The 16094-nt window shown below is 59.6% G+C and carries 12 protein-coding genes; 2 read left to right on the top strand and 10 right to left on the bottom strand.

All coding sequences use genetic code 11. The features are described from left to right. Positions 1-289: 289 nt before the first annotated feature. The 9 genes from RM6536_RS02200 to sdhC form a co-directional block, all read right to left on the bottom strand. Entirely contained in the window at positions 290-1099 is an 810-nt protein-coding gene (locus tag RM6536_RS02200) for a macro domain-containing protein (protein ID WP_060823862.1), read from the bottom strand. Further along, the gene (locus RM6536_RS02205; RefSeq protein ID WP_197664998.1) at positions 1096-2043 is read right to left on the bottom strand and encodes an SIR2 family NAD-dependent protein deacylase; all 948 of its coding nucleotides are present in this window, start codon (positions 2041-2043) and stop codon (positions 1096-1098) included. The genes RM6536_RS02200 and RM6536_RS02205 overlap by 4 nt, the downstream gene beginning before the upstream one ends. Positions 2044-2189: 146 nt before the next feature. After that, positions 2190-2936: a MazG family protein gene (locus RM6536_RS02210; RefSeq protein ID WP_060823863.1), complete on the bottom strand. Its 747-nt coding sequence runs from the start codon at positions 2934-2936 to the stop codon at positions 2190-2192. Between the two features lie 88 nt (positions 2937-3024). Continuing rightward, the gene (locus RM6536_RS02215) at positions 3025-6801 is read right to left on the bottom strand and encodes a hypothetical protein (RefSeq protein WP_060823864.1); all 3777 of its coding nucleotides are present in this window, start codon (positions 6799-6801) and stop codon (positions 3025-3027) included. A 248-nt stretch (positions 6802-7049) separates the two neighbouring features. Continuing rightward, positions 7050-8300, bottom strand: coding sequence for an amidohydrolase (locus RM6536_RS02220; protein WP_060823865.1), 1251 nt, complete (start codon positions 8298-8300; stop codon positions 7050-7052). A gap of 245 nt (positions 8301-8545) precedes the next feature. Further along, entirely contained in the window at positions 8546-9334 is a 789-nt protein-coding gene (locus tag RM6536_RS02225; protein ID WP_005506828.1) for a succinate dehydrogenase iron-sulfur subunit, read from the bottom strand. Position 9335: 1 nt separating this feature from the next. Then, complete coding sequence (gene sdhA / locus RM6536_RS02230; RefSeq protein ID WP_060823866.1) at positions 9336-11099, bottom strand: succinate dehydrogenase flavoprotein subunit; 1764 nt, start codon at positions 11097-11099, stop codon at positions 9336-9338. A 51-nt stretch (positions 11100-11150) separates the two neighbouring features. Next, complete coding sequence (locus RM6536_RS02235; RefSeq protein WP_060823867.1) at positions 11151-11636, bottom strand: succinate dehydrogenase hydrophobic membrane anchor subunit; 486 nt, start codon at positions 11634-11636, stop codon at positions 11151-11153. Between the two features lie 3 nt (positions 11637-11639). After that, positions 11640-12098 carry a succinate dehydrogenase, cytochrome b556 subunit gene (gene sdhC / locus RM6536_RS02240; RefSeq protein ID WP_005506819.1) on the bottom strand — a complete coding sequence of 153 codons (459 nt, stop codon included), beginning with the start codon at positions 12096-12098 and terminating at the stop codon, positions 11640-11642. A 348-nt stretch (positions 12099-12446) separates the two neighbouring features. Here sdhC and RM6536_RS02245 point away from each other — a divergent pair, with 348 nt between their 5' ends. Next, positions 12447-13556: a mannose-1-phosphate guanylyltransferase gene (locus RM6536_RS02245; protein WP_060824876.1), complete on the top strand. Its 1110-nt coding sequence runs from the start codon at positions 12447-12449 to the stop codon at positions 13554-13556. 365 nt (positions 13557-13921) lie between these two features. After that, the gene (locus RM6536_RS02250; RefSeq protein ID WP_419865837.1) at positions 13922-15334 is read left to right on the top strand and encodes a hypothetical protein; all 1413 of its coding nucleotides are present in this window, start codon (positions 13922-13924) and stop codon (positions 15332-15334) included. 134 nt (positions 15335-15468) lie between these two features. Here RM6536_RS02250 and RM6536_RS02255 read toward each other — a convergent pair whose 3' ends face one another. After that, positions 15469-16047 carry a 2'-5' RNA ligase family protein gene (locus RM6536_RS02255; RefSeq protein WP_060823869.1) on the bottom strand — a complete coding sequence of 193 codons (579 nt, stop codon included), beginning with the start codon at positions 16045-16047 and terminating at the stop codon, positions 15469-15471. Positions 16048-16094 lie beyond the last annotated feature (47 nt).

The raw sequence follows: 16094 nt of genomic DNA on the forward strand, positions 1-16094 counted from the left end.
AGTTCTCCTTATGAGATGTCAAGGATGTGAACGGCTCACCCGGTAGTGGACAAGTCGCGTCCCCTAAATTCTAGCAAAACTCCCACACAAACACACTAGTTGCCACCGCTTTTTTATTGCCTTATTGAAGGTCTCAATAACCCTTAGTCGCGCGCTACAAAGCGGAACAAGACCCACACTCCCCCACATTGGGAGAGTGTGGGTACCGGCTCAAAGCACAACATGAGCCCAAATGCCGGGGTCGAACGCACGGGTAAGTACACGAGAAATAAATCCTTATCCCGACCCCCTAAACCTGCGACAACCCCAGAAGCTCCGTGTACAGCTGCTCGTCACGTTCAGTGAACACGTTGAAAACCACCGCGGGTACTGACTGACGCGCCGCGCGTGCCGCATCAAGCTCCTCACGAATCGTTTCAACCGCACAACGTGCAGCCTCCTCCTGAGGGAACCGGAACTCGCCGGTACTAATGCAACACAATGCCACAGAACGCATACCCCGCTCTATCGCAGCCCGCAGACAAGAGCGATAACAAGAAGCCAAAGCCTGCCGATCTGCCTCAGTCACTTCCCCGGCAATAATCGGACCAACCGTATGCAGCACATAGCGACTCGGCAGACGATGCGCACCGGTCACCATCACCGAGCCGGTCGGCTCCGGCATAGGCCGCTGCGCCACCTCCCGGGCACATTCAGCCCGTAACCCCACCCCGGCGGCACGATGAATCGCGTTATCAATGCAACGATGCTGCGGCACAAAACAACCCAGCAGATTCGAGTTCGCCGCATTCACAATGCCATCAACCTGCAGACGGGTAATATCCCCGCGCCACAGGTACATTCCCGCGTGCTCTCCCTCGGCAGCCGTAGCATCAGCCAAACTAGCTAACGGCGGCAACAACGGCTCATACTCGGCAAACGCCGCCTCCTCCAGGCTAAGAAGTTCCTCCCCTGTTTCGGCGGGCACACGCACCGCGTTGAGGGAGCCAATCAGCGTCCACAACTGGTGCGGGTCATCAGGCAGAGCTGGCAACACCTGGCCAGTATTCTGCGCATACTCTTCCGCCAGGGCGAGAGCGTAGTCTTTGAGGGCGCTCACGAGACCGTCTCCTCATCCTGCGGCTCAGCCCCATACGATCCTGTCCGCTTCAGCAAATCTCGAAGAACCTGATGTGCATCTTCCGCGAAGGACACAGTCTTTTCGCGGTTCTCTTCCGTTGCTTGAGGGTAGTCTCGGTTCAGACGCACCAAAGTCGCAGTATCGAGCACATGCGTAATCCGCTCAAAGGGGAAACGAATCCAGGTCGGGGTCATAAAACCAACCCCAAGCTCCAGAAGAAGAACCTTCTTACCGGGCATGGACTGCAGAACCTCTTCCCACCGCTTCTCCTGACGCTGGCGAGCAGGAGGATTTACGAAGGAGCCGTCAATGCGAAGATGAGTAGTTAGCGGCGCACCGCATCGCGGGCACATTGGTACCAGTTCTGAAGGGATGCGCAGGTTTTCATCAGTATGCGCCACCATAGCCCGAACCATTTCTTCGTTGTCGTAGACCTCCTGGGTGCAGGGGCGAGAGCACTGAAATGCCCCATAATTGCCCTGCTGCTCAAAGATGCGTTCAGAATCAAAACCCGACTTTTCGAAGAGAGAATCAACATTGGTGGTCACGATGAAGTATTCCTTATCTGCAACCAATTCACGCAACTGCTCATACAGGGGAAGACTGCCAGTTTCGTAACGGTTGAAAAGGATGTGCCGTGCCCAGTAACCCCACTTCTCTTCGAGGGATTTGAAGGGGTAGAAACCAGCCGAGTACATATCGGTCATGCCGTACTTCTGGATGTACGGGGCGAAGTTGTTTGTAAAACGCTCACCGCTGTAGACGTGACCTGCCGCCGTTGAGAATCCAGAACCGCCGCCAATGACAATGAGGTCTGCTTCTTGAATAGCCTTGGCGGCACGCTCAATGGACTGGAAGTAGGCAGAATCAGCCGAGGTTCCGCGCACATTCTGCTGGGCATTCGGGTTGGATATGGTGGTCATTCTTCCTCCTGACGGGACGCCCCAATCATTACTATCTTTTAGAAACTTAGTGATATGGAGATAGTAAACGAGGGTCCCATAGTCACTTCAACGTAACTACAGGACCTTCAAAAGGTGATTTGCCCCACCGGGTAGATCACATATGTTTAGAAGCTCGGCTCATCATGCGTGTGCTGAGCAATATAGCGGCGAGTGTACGAACGCAGGGCACGCTCAGCATCCAGGCCGTTACGCTGTGCACGGCTCACCAACGCAAAGAGCAGCTCGCCGAACTCCTCCTCAGTGTGCATATAGCGCAGGTCATCCTCCATGCTCGTCGGCTCCGGCGGCAGAATAATACCCGCCTTACGTGCCTTCACAGCAGTCTTCTCAGCCATAGCGAGCGCCGGCAGATGCGGCGGAATACCGTCTAGCGCGCCACGGTCGCTCTTCTCCTTCTTCTTCAACGCATCCCACGCCGCCTGCTGCTCAGCTGCGGTGCGGGGCGCCTCCGAAGAGCACTCAGACTCAGCCGCGAACACGTCGGGGTGGCGGGAACGAAGCTTCTGTACCAGGCCCTCAACCACCTGCACAATGTCGAAGCCCTGCGGGTTTGCCGCAGCAATATCGGAGTGGAACACCACCTGCAGCAGCACGTCGCCCAGCTCCTCGCGCAGCAGCGGCATATTCGGCTCGCCACCGGTTTCTACCGCCTCAACGACCTCGTAAGCTTCCTCCACCAGGTAGCGGATCAGGGAGGCGTGAGTCTGCTCAGCATCCCACGGGCAACCGCCCGGTGCGCGCAGCAGCGCCATGGTTTCCACCAGGGCACCGAAGGCCTCAGCCGCACGGGCGGCAGTGTCCTGAATGTTCTGCGCCGCAGAAGCCTCAGGAATATTAGGGGTATCAGTCATAACAATCTTCCTCATCGAAAAAATGACAAACATAGCACGCCGCGCCGACCCCCACACGGGGAGCCGGCGCGGCGCACCTTACAAGGGTTTAGAGGTTCCAGTGCGAAAGCGCGCTCGTCATATGAGCCGGAATCTTCGAACCCAGACGCGGGAACATGCGCAGTTCCTCAACGTAACGCTCAGCATCCAGCGGACGCGGGTAGGTGACAAACGCCTGCTCATTCGCATAATCGAATGCCGCCTGGACCGGCACGCCCGGAGTGAAGGTCAGGCTCATAGCCAGCGGCGAGCCCTCGCCCTCGCTGTACGAGTCGGTCTTCAGAGCCGGGATGTCCAGCAGGGTTTCGGGGATCAGCTCGAAGGTGCGGACCTGCTCCCAGAAGCCGTTGCGGCGCACGTGGGTCAGAGCGTCGTAGTAGGAGCCGAGGGCGCGTACACGGATCAGCACGGTGGTTGCGTCCTTTGCGGTGCCGTTCTCGCCGAAGAGGTGCTCGACGACCGGTGCCAGACGCTGAGCGACCTGAGCCTCAGTCAGCACCAGGTTGCCGGTTGCCAGCTGGGTCTCCGAGGGAACCAGCGGGCTCTGCACCGCCGCGGAGGGGGTGTCCGGCTCAGCCACGATGGTGGGCAGCTGGTTGAGCTCGCTCAGCGCGGACGCCGAGATGCTGGAGGAAAGACCCGCGGGTGCGGTCTCCGGCAGAGCTGCGGGTGCCGCCTCTACTGCGGGAGCCTCAGCAATCTTGGCTGCGGGGGTCACCTCAACGGTCTTGAACTCAGCGGCCTTCTCAGCGGGCTCTTCCTGAGCGCCGGTAGCCTTCGCCTCGGACGCCTTTACCTCAGATGCCTTTGCCTCGGTAGCCTTCGCAGTGGCGCCGGCGGTACCCGCTGCGGCAGCTGCGGCAAGAGCACCAGCCAAGCCGGGAGCCACAGATGCGCTCTCAGCGGCAGGCTCAACGTCTTCGAGGGCAGGTTCCTCAGCGTGCGCTTCAGCGGATGCAGCAGAGGCCTCGTGCTCGGGCAGCAGTTCAGAGTCGTCCAGGAACGCGGGCAGGGCGGGCTCTGCGGCCGGCTCTTCTGCAGTTTCTTCAGCGGACTGGGTGCGATCCAGGGTGAAGGACTCTGCAACCACGGGGGCGGTTGCCTTCTGGTCCTCGACGGCCGGAACATCCTCAGCGGGTGCTTCCTCAGTGGGTTCCTCCTCAGCGTCCAGCTTCTTCTGAGCGTTGGCAACGATGGCAGCCAGGGCGGCTTCCATATCTTCGCCAGATTCATCAGAGGCCTGGGCAGGGGTCTCGGAAACCTCAGCTGCTTCGGCGGCGAGCTCTTCAGCCTGCTCAGTTTCGGACTCTACGGTAGCTACACCGAAGACAGGGTCGTTCTCGTAGTCGTACTCGAACTCCGCTTCAACCGGCGCAAACTCAGCCTGGGCAGGCGCGTCAGAAGCTTCAACAGCCTCCTCTACGCCTTCCTTCTCCTGCGCAGAAGCGGCAGCGGCAGAACCAGCCACAGCGGTACCGGCAGCGGCAAGACCAGCAGCGGCCAGCAGACCCGAAGAGGTACCCTCTTCAGCGCTCTCAACTACAGGCTCTTCAGCGGCTTCGGCAGTAGCCTCTGCCTCGTTCGCAGCCTGCTTCTCGGCGAGTTCCGCCTCAAGCTCACGCTCAATAGCTTCACGTTCAGCCTCAACCGAGTCAACGCTCTGAACAGCGGCTTCCTGAGGCTCATCCTGCAAGGTAGCCTCAGCAGCCTCAGCGGTCGCAACGGGCTTAGCCTCGACGGCGGAGCCTTCCAGCAGGAAGCTTTCGCCGGTAGTCTGACCGTCCGCAGCACCCAGGTAGGATGCGTGAACCTCCAGACCATCGCCCAGACGCGGCTTCAGAGAGACAGCCGCACGGTTCCAGGTTGCGCCTGCCTGCTGAGCCTCGGTGTACAGTGCCGCAACGGGCGCGAACCAGTCAACACCGGGCACGACAATGCCGGTTTCCACCTCACGGCCGCGGTGCAGCAGACGGTAGTGCATATCCTCATCGACCTGGCGCAGTTCCAGGCTCATGGTGCCCGAACCGCGGGTGCGCATGAGCTCCGCGAGGCCGTGGAGAGCGCGCTGCTCGGGGAGAACGGGCAGGGTTGCCGCACCCTCAACGGGCTCGCTCAGGATGATGGATTCGGCAACCAGTTCAGCTTCATCTTCGCTGAGCTTCTGCTCAGTTTCCTTCAGCTCAGCAGCGGGTTCCTCAGCGGACTGCTCACAAGCAGCAGCCTCGTGCTTCTCTGCTTCCTTCTTGTCGATGCCCTCTGCGGTCAGCGCGACGCTCTGAGAGGTGCCCTTTTCGGTCTTCTCCTCAGCCTTTTCAGCCTTTACGGCAGAAGCAACGGTAGCTGAAGCAGCCACAGTGGCGGCAGTAGCGGCGAGTGCAGGAGCTGCCGAGGAGTTCTTGGCGGGCTCGTCTTCCTCAGAATCGGCACCTTCAGCCGCGAAGTCCGAAACCTTGGTAGCAGGTTCTTCCACTGCGGTTTCTTCGGCTGCGGTTTCTTCCACGGTGCTTTCTTCAACAGCGGAGGCATCGAAGATCAGCTCTGCGGTGTTCTCCTCTTCAGCGTCGAAGTCCTCAGCCTCAAACGATTCAGAGACGGATACTTCGCGCTTCTCCTCAACGGATACAGCGGAGAGCAGCTCGGTCTCGTCCGAGACCGCGTTTTCTTCCTCAGTGAGTTCAGAGGCCAGCAGCTCAGGTGCCTCGACGACAGCCTCAATCGGCTCTTCCTCAACAGCGGCAACAGGCTCTGCAGCTTCTTCTGCGCCCGCGGTAAGGTCAACGGTCTCTTCGGTTTCGAAGTCTTCAGCAGCCTCAACATTTTCGGGTGTTTCAGTAGCAGCCTCGGCAACCTCGGTAGCTTCAGCGGAGTCTGCCTCCTCAGCAACTACCTCATCAGCAGCTTCAGCGATTACCTCGCCGGAAGCGACCTCGCCGAAGGTCTCCTCTTCGCTGTCAAGGGTAATGCCCAGTCGAGCAGCGTAAGCGGCAGCCAAATCGTCCAGACCGGCGTTCTGTGCCTCGGTGGCAGCGGCGCGGGTGCGGGCGGCCTTCGTGTCTTCACCGGTCAGGGAGTCCTCGGCATCTGCGGATGCATCCTCTGTTGCAGTCTCAGATACAGAATGAGCGTTCTCAGACTTTTCTTCGACTACCTCAACTGCGGCAGGTGCAGTCGCCTCAGCTTCTTCGCCAGCTTCATCTTCAGACTTCTGGGCGCGCAGAGCACGCAGGTGCTCCTCAAACTGGGAACGTGCATCCTCTGCAGCGTCCTTCGGTTCCTCAACATCAGCCGGGGCTTCCTCAGGCTCAACAGATGCACCCTCAGCTTCAGCCTCTTCGTCATCACGCAGGAACGCGGGGGTAGCGGGCTTGGGCGCCTCAGCAACCGGGGCGGCATCTTCTTCAATGTCCTGACCCTCAGCTACCTGCTCAACCTCAACAGGCTCCTCAGATTCCTGGGGGAAAGCACCAAGCGCAGCCAGCAGGCTACGACGCTCCTGCTCCTCAATCTGTTCCTCAGTCAGCTCATCAGCAGCGGAAGATTCTTCAACCTTCTCATCGCCGTTCAGGAGGGCACGCTTGAGGTCTTCAACAGCGCGGTGCTCTTCGTTCTGCTCTTCGTCGTTGTTCTGCTGGCGTGCGCTTTCAGACTTCACGAAGCGGCGCAGGGAATCCTCCCACTGCTGCTGTTCCATAATCTTTTCGCTCAGTCGTGCGCTCTTGGGGGCGTCTTCGCTTGCCTGTTCCTTCTGGACCTTAGCAGTTTCGGCGCTCTGTTCTTCGCGCGACTGTTCATCCAACTTCTTCTTGCCGATTCCAAAGAAGCTCATTGGGTGTCCTCCTCCGGCGTGCGCCGTGTGATGATGCGCCATCTCCTTCATCCCCCGCAGGTGTGTGGACACGGGGTCCGGAACGTGACGCAAATGTCCTCATAATCCTTTTAATTCTATCGCGTGCATAGAGTTTCACCCCGCTACTCGGTGAGAGGTAACGGGGTGAAACTTGTACAGTTTTCAAGGCTTGATGTGGCTGTGTAGTCGTACTTTCAAGCCTGGCTTATAAGCTTTCGAGAAGCTCTTTAGCGTGCCTCATCGCGGATGGGGTTCGCCGCCTTCGCGGCCTTCGCCAACTCAAAACGGACAGCACGCAGGGCGGTTGCCGCCATGACGCGAATACCAATGCCAATCGCCTGCTCGCTCGGGGCGTAATCCCCCTGATGCAGATCGTAGGTGGGGTCACCCGGGGCGCGAGTACCCAGACGGAACATGGATCCGGGAACTTCCTGCAGCATCCACGCGAAGTCCTCGCCGCCCATAGACTGCTCGACCAGCACGATGGAGTCCTCGCCCAGCTCAGCGCGGGCCGCGTTCTCAAGCATGGTGGTTTCCAGGTCGGTGTTCACGACCGGAGGCACGCCGCGGATGTGTTCCACACGCGCCTTCACGCCGAAGGGTACGGCAACCTGCTCAATCACTTCGTCCAGCAGGTTACCTGCCTGGCGCCATACCTCAACGTCCAGGCAACGCATGGTGCCCGCCAGGTAGCCCTCGGCGGGAATAGCGTTGGGTGCAACGCCGGCGCTGACCTGGCCCCAGGCGACCAGCACGCCCGAACGCACGTCGGTGCGGCGGGTCAGCACGGCGGGAACCTGCACAGCAATCTGGCTCATCGCGTAGATGAGGTCTTCGGTCAGGTGCGGGCGGGAGGTATGACCGCCGTGGCCGCTCAGGTGAATCTTCACGGTGTCGGATGCGCTAGTAATCGCACCGATGCGGGTACCAATCTGGCCCAGGTCCACCTTCGGGTCGCAGTGCAGGGCAAAAGCACGCGGAATGTCCTTGAGCAGACCCTGCGAAATCATCTGTACCGCACCGCCGGGTAGCTGCTCCTCAGCGGGCTGGAAGAGAATACGGACGCTACGACCCAGCGGGGTCTTCTCGTTCAGCTCGTGCAGCGCCAGCGCCACACCGAGCATAACGGTCTGGTGAATGTCGTGACCGCAGGCGTGCATCACGCCGGGCACGGTGGATGCGTAGGGCAGGTCGGTCTGCTCAACAATGGGCAGAGCATCAATATCGGCGCGCAGAGCCACGGCGAAGGGGCCGCTTCCAATATCGACGTAGCAGCCCGTACCTTCGCAGGCGACGGGGTTCATGCCGGCTTCTCGCAGGCGATTCATGAGGCGCTCAGTGGTCGCCACCTCACGGAAGGAAAGCTCCGGGTTGGCGTGCACTTCGCGGCGGAACTGCACGAGGGTACCCATCATGCGCTCCACCCAGTCGTCAAAGACGGGGGTGGACAAATCGTAGCGAGAATTAGCGAAAACCATACACAGTAGAATAACGCCGCACACCGAGGTTTACCTACCTACTCCCCCTTTCTGACGGCCCTCGAGAATATCTATGACTTTATGACAGATTGTGAAGAGTACTCCCGCCCGCAGAAGCCCCGTTCAATGCGCTGCCCTACGATTTGAAGCCGGTCCTTTTCCTGTTAAAGCGATTCAAGCCGCCACCCGGTGTGGGTGACGGCTTGAATCGTCAATGCTGTATCAGCTGATACCGTGTGCTCCGATTAGAGCGAGCGGCTCAGGATTGCCTGCTTCACCTCGGCAATAGCCTTGGTGATCTGGATGCCACGGGGGCAAGCCTCGGTGCAGTTGAAGGTGGTACGGCAACGCCATACGCCTTCCTTGTCGTTGAGGATCTCCAGACGCAGGTCGCCTGCATCATCGCGCGAGTCGAAAATGAAGCGGTGTGCGTTCACGATAGCGGAGGGGCCGAAGTACTGACCATCGGTCCAGAAGACCGGGCAGGACGAGGTACATGCTGCACACAGGATGCACTTGGTGGTGTCATCGAAACGTGCACGGTCCTCAATGGTCTGCAGGCGCTCACGCTCAGGCTCGTTCGAGTCGTTGATGAAGAACGGCATGATTTCGCGGTATGCCTGGAAGAAGGGCTCCATGTCAACGATGAGGTCCTTTTCGCAGGGCAGACCCTTGATGGGCTCAACGGTAATCGGCTTGGACAGGTCAAGGTCCTTCAGCAGGGTCTTGCAAGCCAGGCGGTTACGGCCGTTGATGCGCATTGCGTCCGAGCCGCAGATGCCGTGTGCGCAGGAGCGGCGGAAGGAGACGGAACCGTCCACTTCCCACTTGATCTTGTGCAGAGCATCGAGCACACGGTCGGTGCGGTACATGGTCAGCGGGAATTCATCCCAGTATGCCTCGGAGGAAACTTCCGGGTTGTAGCGACGAATCTTGATGACCACATCGTAGGTGGGGATGGAGTCGGAGTCGCCGCCGGTCATACCCTCAAACAGCTTGACGGATTCCGGTTCGGGGAGTTCGTTTTCAGCCATTTTAGTACTTACGCTCCTTCGGCTCGTAGCGGGTGTAGACAACGGGCTTGGTTTCGAATCGCAGGCCCTTGACACCCTCAAACTCGGATTCGGGGTCGAGGTAGACCATCGAGTGCTTCATGAAGTTGACATCGTCACGCTTGGGGAAGTCCTCGCGGTAGTGACCACCACGGGATTCCTTACGGTGCAGTGCGCCAACGGACATGACCTTTGCCAGCTCAATCAGGAAGCCGAGCTCAACAGCCTCAAGCAGGTCGAGGTTGAAGCGCTTGCCCTTGTCCTGGATGGAGATGTTCTTGTAACGCTCTTCCAGCTTAGCGATGGTTGCCAGTGCTGCGCGGATGGTCTCTTCGGTACGGAACACCTGCATGTCAGCTTCCATAGCCTTCTGCAGGTCTGCGCGGATAGCGCCGACCTTCTCGGTGCCCTTGCCTTCGAGGATGCCGTTGAGCATGTTCAGCACGCGATCTGCTGCATCGTCCGGAACCGGCACGAATTCAGCCGATGCTGCGTACTCTGCTGCCTTGCGGCCAGCACGCTTACCGAACACGTTGATGTCCAGCAGGGAGTTGGTGCCCAGACGGTTTGCACCGTGGACGGACACACACGCAACCTCACCAGCTGCGTAGAGGCCGGGGATGGTCTCTTCGCTGTTGCGGTAGACCTCGGTCTCGTTGTTGGTGGGGATACCGCCCATTGCGTAGTGCGCGGTGGGGAACACCGGGATGGGCTGGTGGTGCGGTTCCACTGCCAGGTAGGTACGAGCGAACTCGGTAATATCGGGCAGCTTCTCGTCGATGTGGGAGGGCTCCAGGTGGGTCAGGTCCAGCAGCACGTAGTCCTTGTGGGGACCGCAGCCGCGGCCTTCGCGCACCTCGTTTGCCATTGCACGTGCCACGATATCGCGGGGTGCCAGGTCCTTAATGGTGGGTGCGTAGCGCTCCATGAAGCGCTCACCGTCAGCGTTACGGAGAATACCACCTTCACCACGAGCACCCTCGGTGACGAGAATGCCCAGGCCAGCCAGGCCGGTCGGGTGGAACTGAACGAATTCCATGTCCTCCAGGGGCAGGCCTGCACGCAGTGCGATAGCCATGCCGTCACCGGTGAGGGTGTGTGCGTTGGAGGTGGTCTTGAAGATCTTGCCACAGCCGCCGGATGCGAAGATCACGGACTTAGCCTGGAAGACGTGGACCTCGCCGGTTGCCAGGTCGTAGGAGACGACGCCGGCGGGGCGGGGCTTGCCCTCTTCGTCCTTGACCAGAATCAAGTCGAGAACGTAGAACTCGTTGTAGAACTCCACATTGTGGCGAACGCAGTTCTGGTAGAGGGTCTGCAGAATCATGTGGCCGGTACGGTCAGCTGCGTAGCATGCGCGGCGCACAGCAGCCTTACCGTGATCACGGGTGTGACCGCCGAAGCGGCGCTGGTCGATGCGGCCTTCGGGGGTTCGGTTGAAGGGAAGACCCATCTTTTCCAGGTCGAGCACAGCGTCGATAGCTTCCTTAGCCATGATTTCTGCTGCGTCCTGGTCAACCAGGTAGTCGCCGCCCTTGACGGTGTCAAAGGTGTGCCACTCCCAGTTGTCCTCTTCAACGTTTGCCAGAGCGGCGCACATGCCACCCTGTGCCGCACCGGTGTGGGAGCGGGTGGGGTATAGCTTGGTCAGTACCGCGGTGCGAACTCGCTGGCCGGCCTCAATGGCGGCACGCATACCTGCGCCGCCGGCACCGACGATCACTACATCGTACTTATGTACCTGCATGATGTTCTTTCTGTGTTTTAGATGTTTTCGTTTGTCTCGGATACGTCGCCGTTAGCGTGCCGAGCAGAAGCTGGGGAGCAGTTCAGCCGCTGCGCCGGAGGGGCAGGGGTCGAACGCGAAGATGGTGAGGGTACCAATCAGCAGGACGAATGCGCATGCTGCGAAGAGGATGACCTTCAGCCAAATACGCAGGCGATCCTTCTCAGCGTAGTCGTCAATGATGACGCGGATACCGTTAGCACCGTGCAGCATAGCCAGCCAGAGCAGCAGCAGATCCCAGACCTGCCAGAAGGGGTTCGCCCACTTGCCGCCCACGAAGCCGAAGTCGATAGCGTGGATGCCGTCGCCGACCATGAGGTTGGAGAACAGGTGGCCGAAAATCAGCACGACGAGTACGACGCCGGACAGGCGCATACCGAGCCAAGCGAACATCTCAAAGTTGTTGCGCTTGGAGGAGGAGCGGTTGTACTTTACGCCGTCGATGCGGTTATCGCGCAGACGGGGTACATAGGTGCGGGGCTTGAGCGGAGTAGCCATTGTTTAGTGACCTCCCATGTGCGAGAAAACGATCGGCAGGTGACGTGCGGCGAAGCCAGCAACGGTGATTGCCCAGAGGAAAAGCACAACCCAAAGAATCTTGATGTGCGTATAGGTTGCCTTCTGGCTGATTTCGACGTTGCCGTCCTTGTTCTTCGCCTGAATGTGCTCCACGTGCGAGTTGGTTGCCTTACCCCAGAAGTCAATGAGGATAATGCGAATACCGTTGAACGCGTGGTAGACGATGGCGGCGACAAGCGCGGTCTCACCCAGACCCATGATGGGGTTCTTGTACAGGCTCAGTACGCCATTGTAGGCCTCCGGGGAGATACGCACGACGGCAGTATCCAGGATGTGTACAAGAAGGAAGAAGAAAATCGCGATACCGGTAATGCGATGAGCAACCCAGGACCACATGCCCCAGCGGCCGCGGTAGAGGGTTCCTTTAGAACCATTCAACACTGAATAACCTCCTGCTGCGACGGCGAGCATCTGGGTTCTGGTACCGCATTTTTAGGCCCCAGCTTCCAGGCACAGCTGTGTGCTCACCGACTGCTTTTTGTTCGTCTGTTACTTCCAAGATATCAGGTAAATTCACAGCTTACTGACACCCTGTTTAGGGTTTTTTTACAGGTTCTAAAAGGGAATTAGGGCATGTTTTTATTGCGATATCGCCTACTTCCCCGTGTTTGTACGGGACTTACCTTAACCTAACCTCAAACATCGCCTAAATGAGAGCCGCCTGACACTTTTTTGTTAAAACCTAAAAGAATTCGATATATGACAAATTCACCCGCTATTCTTGAAGCGATGAATACTGCACTCACTCGATTCCGCCCGCTTATTCCCGCCGGCGGTGTTGGCTCGCGTTTGTGGCCCCTGTCCCGCGCGCACGCCCCGAAATTCCTGCTCGACCTCACCTCGTCGGGCAATTCTCTGCTGCGTGACACCTACGACCGTCTCATCGACCTCAGCAACGGTTCCGTCATGGTGGTTACCGGCACTTCGCACGCCAATGCGGTTACCCAGCAGATTCCTGAACTGCGTGCCGCTGACCTGGTGCTGGAGCCCTCCCCCAAGGATTCGGCTGCAGCTATCGGCCTGGCTTGCGCTATCATCCACCGCCGCGAACCGGACGCCATCATTGGTTCCTTCGCAGCTGACCATGTGATCAGCCCCGTGGATGAATTCCACCGTGTTGTGACCGAAGCTGTCGTCACCGCGGCAACCGGCAAGATTGTCACCATCGGCATTACCCCCACCGAGCCCTCCAGCGCGTTTGGCTACATTCACGCCAGCGAGCCCCTGGGCATCGAGGGTGCACCCAACGCTCAGGCTGTGGACACCTTCGTGGAGAAGCCCGATGCCGCTACCGCGCAGAAGTACCTGGACTCCGGTGAGTACACCTGGAACGCGGGCATGTTCGTGGCACCGGCGGCCCTGATGCTCAAGCACCTCGAAGCGAACGAACCCGAGCTGTACGCGGGCATTATGGAGATTGCTAACGCTTGGGACACCCCCGAGCGCGAGGCTGTTATGGACCGAGTCTGGGAGACCCTGCCGAAGACCGCTATTGACTACGCTGTGGCTGAGCCCGCAGCGGCAGCAGGCGACGTCGCAATGGTTCCCGGTTCCTTCAGCTGGGACGACGTTGGAGACTTCGACGCTGTGGCACGCCTGAACACCGAGAAGAGTGGCGAAGAGCTGACCATTCTCGGCGAGAAGGATAACGTCATTAACCACGGTTGCTCCGGCATTATTGTCGCGAACACTGACCGTAAGATCTCTATCATTGGCCTCGACGACATCGTTGTGGTGGATACCCCCGATGCTCTGTTGGTCGCTCCGCGCTCCAAGGCACAGGCTGTCAAGGATGCCGTGGGCGAGGTCAAGGCACGAGGCCTGAACAACCTCCTCTAAATTTTTGGCTCTGAGTAGATAGCCCCGCGCAGTTAGCCCCACACAGTTAGCCCTGTGCAGTTAGCCCCGCGCGAGTGCTTGAATCCTGCTCGAGCACAAGATACCTCTAGAAACCGGTTCTCTTCTTTTCAGAAGGGAGCCGGTTTTCTTATGCCCCGATGATTATGCTCCGATGGGTCATTGGGTCATTTCGCGGGTGGATTCAAGACTTTTCCCTAGTGGGAGCGTGGAAGGTTGTTTCCTGCGGCCAAGCAGGGGATGGCACGCCTTACTCACCCCGCGTAGACTGCACATCCAGAGTCTGATACACACCGAGAACCACCCCTTATAGAGAACCATTCTCATGTTAGCCTTAGTAGATGCACATGACTCGTAAGTTTTTCCTCACCCGCGCCGGCGCACTCGGCGCAGTAGCCGCCCTCGCCCTGACCGCATGCGGCACCCAGAACGCCCAGACCAGCCAGAACGCACAGACTAGCCCCAGCGCCTCCACCTCCGCGAGCGCAACCCCCGCACCCATCACCGAAGGTAAGGGTCCGGCAAGCCGCGTCGCCATCACCTACGACGGTGGCGTGCTCGTCTATGACGCCAAGGATATGAAGCTGCTCGCAGACATCCCCAAGGAAGGCTTCCTGCGCCTCTCCGACGCTGGCGATAACCGCCACCTCGTCGTTGCAGACGGCAACAGCTACACCTTCCTGGACACCGGCGTATGGTCTGTAGCGCACGGCGACCACTCGCACTACTACACCACCACCCCGTCGCTGTCTTCGCTGTCTCTCGCGGCTGACCACACCGGTCACGTCATCAAGGACAACGGCAAGGTTGCGGCATTTGCTGACGGTACCGGCTCCTTCGCCGTGTACGACCCGGCGAAGCTGACCCACGATAAGCGCACTGCTTCCTCCCTGGAGACCACCACCGTCACCCTGCCCAAGCCGCACCACGGCTTCGCAATCCCGCTGCCCAACGACCAGTACCTGGTTGCGGTCGGCGATTCGAAGACCCGCACCGGTGCCGCGGTTGTGGACGCGCAGGGCAAGACCGTCACCGAGAGCCCCGCCTGCCCCGGCGTTCACGGTGAAGCTATCGCCAAGGACGGCGCGTTCTCCATCGGTTGCACCGACGGCGCGCTGATCTACAAGGACGGCAAGTTCACCAAGATCACCAACCCCCAGGACCCGTACTCGCGTTCCGGTAACCAGGCTGGCAAAGCTGATTCCCAGTACGTTCTGGCGGACTACAAGACCGACAAGGACGCCAAGCTGGAGCGCCCCGAGAAGTTCTCCATTATCGACACCGTTGCGGCAACCCGCACCGTCTACTCCCTGCCTTCTGGCGTGAGCTACACCTTCCGTTCGCTGGCTCGCGGCCCCAAGGGTGAGGCGCTGCTGCTGACCACCGACGGCAAGCTGCGCGTCTTCGATCCGGCAACCGGTGCCGAGCTAGGCTCTGTACAGCTCATGGAGGCGTGGACCGAGTCTGAGACGTGGCAGGACGAGCGTCCGGCACTGTGGGTAGACGGTAAGACCGCCTACGTGACCGACACTGCGACCAAGAAGCTCATTGCGGTGTCCCTGTCGAACCCGGCAGCGCCGAAGGAGCTGATGAGCGTGGAGCTTCCGAAGACCCCCAACGAGATTCTGGGTGTCTCCTCCTCGAACGCTGCACCGGTTGAGGCTGAGGCGCACGGCTCTGCTTCCTCCTCGGCTTCGGCTGACGCGCACGAGTCTGGTGAGGCTCATAACCACGAGTCCGGCGAGGGCCACTCCCACTAGGGCTCTCACGCTGAGATAGCTCTCTCTGAGATAACTCTCTCTGGGATAAACCTAGCGAAAACGCAAAGAGAGATGCGACCGATAACTTATCGGTCGCATCTCTCTTGCTATATTCCAGGTTTATACGCCGGCTACTAACGCAGCGGCAGAACCCGAATTTCTTCCCAGTCCTGCCCGTCATAGGAGTAGCAGTGCAGGTGATCCACGGTAAAGGTGCGCTGCTCGGCGGGCAGAGCGTCAAACACCTCACGGGCGTTCGCCACCTGCGCCTGCGTAAGCCCTTGACCCAGGGTCACGTGCGGCACATAGGGGAAGGACGCCGCACCGGCACCGAATAGCTCAACCAGCTTCTGGTGAATCTGCTCGAACTCGGCCTTGCCCGCCTCCAGGTTCAGGTACTCCACCTCGGTGACCGGGCGGAAGGAGTGCACCGAACCCCAGCGCGCCTCAAAACGCGGCGCATCCAGCGCCTCGCGGAACTGGGGGGACTGCACCGCAGCCAGGAGAGACTCGGTCAGCTCCGTCAGGTACACGGTCACGTGGGTGCTGATAGGTGCCACCGCACCACCGGCTACCGCGCGCTTCCACTCTTCCAGGCGCTGAACATTCTCACCGCTCACGTGCGCAATAACGCTCAGGTAGCGGTGACCGGGCTTCAGGGTCGGGGATACAGGAGCCGTCGTGGGGCTCGAAGAGTTCTCTTGTGCTGTCATCTCAATCGTGCAGGTAATGCGGCGCCTCAGCCAATCTGGCTGAACAG

This window comes from Rothia mucilaginosa (genome assembly GCF_001548235.1).
GTDB classification, from domain to species: domain Bacteria; phylum Actinomycetota; class Actinomycetes; order Actinomycetales; family Micrococcaceae; genus Rothia; species Rothia mucilaginosa_B.

Coding starts and splice junctions, on each gene's coding strand:
- RM6536_RS02205 (WP_197664998.1), bottom strand. CDS start 2,043: ATGACCACCATATCCAACCCGAATGCCCAGCAGAATGTGCGCGGAACC.
- RM6536_RS02210 (WP_060823863.1), bottom strand. CDS start 2,936: ATGACTGATACCCCTAATATTCCTGAGGCTTCTGCGGCGCAGAACATT.
- RM6536_RS02215 (WP_060823864.1), bottom strand. CDS start 6,801: ATGAGCTTCTTTGGAATCGGCAAGAAGAAGTTGGATGAACAGTCGCGC.
- RM6536_RS02220 (WP_060823865.1), bottom strand. CDS start 8,300: ATGGTTTTCGCTAATTCTCGCTACGATTTGTCCACCCCCGTCTTTGAC.
- RM6536_RS02225 (WP_005506828.1), bottom strand. CDS start 9,334: ATGGCTGAAAACGAACTCCCCGAACCGGAATCCGTCAAGCTGTTTGAG.
- sdhA (WP_060823866.1), bottom strand. CDS start 11,099: ATGCAGGTACATAAGTACGATGTAGTGATCGTCGGTGCCGGCGGCGCA.
- RM6536_RS02235 (WP_060823867.1), bottom strand. CDS start 11,636: ATGGCTACTCCGCTCAAGCCCCGCACCTATGTACCCCGTCTGCGCGAT.
- RM6536_RS02245 (WP_060824876.1), top strand. CDS start 12,447: ATGAATACTGCACTCACTCGATTCCGCCCGCTTATTCCCGCCGGCGGT.
- RM6536_RS02250 (WP_419865837.1), top strand. CDS start 13,922: ATGACTCGTAAGTTTTTCCTCACCCGCGCCGGCGCACTCGGCGCAGTA.
- RM6536_RS02255 (WP_060823869.1), bottom strand. CDS start 16,047: ATGACAGCACAAGAGAACTCTTCGAGCCCCACGACGGCTCCTGTATCC.